Annotated in this window: 4 protein-coding genes; 3 read left to right on the top strand and 1 reads right to left on the bottom strand. The window is 31.2% G+C overall.

The features are described from left to right. The 3 genes from AMN80_RS00305 to AMN80_RS00295 form a co-directional block, all read left to right on the top strand. Positions 1-1131 (top strand): peroxidase family protein (locus AMN80_RS00305; RefSeq protein WP_306452526.1); only part of this gene is annotated, 1131 nt, incomplete at its 5' end. A 4-nt stretch (positions 1132-1135) separates the two neighbouring features. Beyond that, positions 1136-1747, top strand: coding sequence for an aspartyl/asparaginyl beta-hydroxylase domain-containing protein (locus AMN80_RS00300; protein ID WP_075520038.1), 612 nt, complete (start codon positions 1136-1138; stop codon positions 1745-1747). Continuing rightward, complete coding sequence (locus AMN80_RS00295; RefSeq protein WP_075520037.1) at positions 1747-1992, top strand: DUF2061 domain-containing protein; 246 nt, start codon at positions 1747-1749, stop codon at positions 1990-1992. The genes AMN80_RS00300 and AMN80_RS00295 overlap by 1 nt, the downstream gene beginning before the upstream one ends. Here AMN80_RS00295 and AMN80_RS00290 read toward each other — a convergent pair. Further along, positions 1989-2423 carry an SH3 domain-containing protein gene (locus tag AMN80_RS00290; protein WP_075520036.1) on the bottom strand — a complete coding sequence of 145 codons (435 nt, stop codon included), beginning with the start codon at positions 2421-2423 and terminating at the stop codon, positions 1989-1991. The two genes, AMN80_RS00295 and AMN80_RS00290, sit on opposite strands and share 4 nt — an antisense overlap. Positions 2424-2535 lie beyond the last annotated feature (112 nt).

The following is a 2535-nucleotide window of genomic DNA, read 5'->3' as shown; positions in this document are numbered from 1 at the left end:
CCTGATGCTCATGATAAAAATAAAATGCATCCACCAATGATGCAAACAACAGATCTTTCTTTAAGAATGGATCCTTCGTATGGGCCAATATCGAAACATTTTTACAATAACCCAGCTGAATTTGCAGATGCTTTTGCAAGAGCATGGTTTAAATTAACTCATAGAGATATGGGTCCAAGAGCATGTTATTTGGGTAACGAGGTACCAAAAGAAGAGTTAATATGGCAAGATCCGGTAAAAAAACCAAAATATAAATTAAAGAAAAGTGATATTAAAACTCTCAAATCTAAAATATCTAAATCTAAATTGTCTGTATCAGAGTTAGTAAGTACAGCTTGGGCATCAGCATCAACTTACAGAGGATCAGATAAAAGAGGTGGAGCTAATGGAGCTAGAGTTACATTAGAGCCGCAAATTAGTTGGGATGTTAATGATCCAAAACAGATTAAAAAAGTTATCAAAACTTTAGAAAAAATTAAAAACAAATTTGACAATAAGAAAAAATCTGTTTCGTTAGCTGATTTGATAGTGCTTGGTGGAAACGTAGGTGTTGAAATGGCAGCTAAAAAAGCAGGAGTAAATGTAGATGTGCCTTTCTACCCAGGAAGAGGAGATGCTACACAAGAACAAACTGATATCCATTCATTTGGTCTTTTAGAGCCACAAGCTGATGGATTTAGAAACTACAATAAAGATGAGACATCTACAGTTTCAGCTGAGGAAAAGTTAATAGACAAAGCACAATTGATGGGTTTAACAGCTCCAGAAATGACGGTTCTTGTTGGTGGAATGAGAGTATTAGATACTAATTTTGATCATTCAAAAAATGGAGTTTTTACTAAAAAGCCAGGAACTTTAACAAACGACTATTTTGTTAATCTTCTTGATATGAATACTACTTGGAAAGAAACAGATAAATCTGAACAATTGTTTGTTGGAAAAGATAGAAAAACAAATAAAGTTAAGTGGCATGGTACTAGAGTGGACTTAATATTTGGTTCAAACTCACAATTAAGAGCATTAGCCGAGGTCTATGCATGCAATGATTCATCTAAAAAATTCGTTAACGACTTTGTTTCAGCATGGACAAAAGTCATGAATTCTGACAGATTTGATCTCAAACTAAATTAATAAAATGGAAACTGCAATTAATACACCTAAAGTAAGCTTTGAAGACTTCTACGAAGTACCTAACTTAAAATTTGATATTGAAAAACTTAGAGCTGATTTAGACAAAATTCTTGAAGAAAAAAAATTTAATTCCCCAGGTGTTACACACTTTGGTGCAATCCCGCTTAACCAGATCCCTAATGATGAAAATTCTATTAAAGGTAATAACATTAGAGGTAAATATTGGACCATAGCAGACGAGACAGGAAAAGAAGTTTCAAGAGATGTAGAAATTGATGAGTCTAAATATACTAAACTTTTACCGGAATTTGAAAAAACATATTTTAAAGAAGTTTATGAAACTTTAAGTAAAAAATTTAAATTAGGCAGAGTAAGATTATTATTAAAAGAGCCGAGATCAACTTTGAGTTGGCATAAAGATCCAGAGTGCAGATTGCATGTACCAATAATAACAAACCCAGGTTGTTCGATGGTAATCGAAAACGTTGCAAAACATTTACCAGCTGATGGCAGGGTTTGGATTACAAATAATACTAAATACCATAATTTTTTTAATGGAGGGGAGCAAGCGAGAATACACCTAGTAGCGTGTGTTTTAGACAGTCCATTTAATTAATGACTGAATTTACCAAAGGCATATTTGAGGTAAGTAGAGACGTTTACAAAAATAACAAAGGCTCGATATTAAGAACAATTGTTTATACAATTGGTCACTTTGCAATTGCTATTACAGTATTAATGCTTGTAGCAGATGTATCCTTTATGATTGCTCTAACAGATGCAATTGTTGAGCCAATTGCAAATTCAGTTTGGTACTTTGTGCTTGATAAGTGGTGGGCAAGTAAAAGCAAAAAGTCTTAGTAACCCCACAAGTTTTCATTATTAACCCATCCTGTATAATCTTCCGTTGCCACCTTTAACCAATTTTTTTCCCTTTTTTTAATAATTAATAATCTACCACTTTTGACAACAGCTATTGGTTTTGAATATTTTGTAGAATTATTAAAAAGTATTTTTTCTTCAAGTACAATTAATGATTTATTTTTTTTAAGTTGAGACCTATGAACCCATCCACCGTTACTTTTATAATCTAGAATTTTTCTAAAATTTTCCTTTTCATCTATAACTTCAACTGGAAAATTTTTTTTTAAATATACAAATTTAATTGGATAGTCTAATCCAGGTCCATATCTTACATTTACCTTACTATATTTCAAAGAAAGAAAGTAATTTTCATCTGCCTTTACATCATAAAAAACGAACAAAAATAATATAAACAGTATCCTAAACATTTTATTTTATTAAATTACATATTCTGAATTCTAAATTTAGTAAATTAATAATTAAAACTTTACCATTTAAACACCTTCCTACACCTAAGATATATTTAATAGCTTCATTAGC

It is taken from the genome of Candidatus Pelagibacter communis (assembly GCF_001179985.1).
Taxonomy (GTDB): domain Bacteria; phylum Pseudomonadota; class Alphaproteobacteria; order Pelagibacterales; family Pelagibacteraceae; genus Pelagibacter; species Pelagibacter ubique_J.
This window is presented reverse-complemented; position numbering and strand designations above follow the sequence as displayed.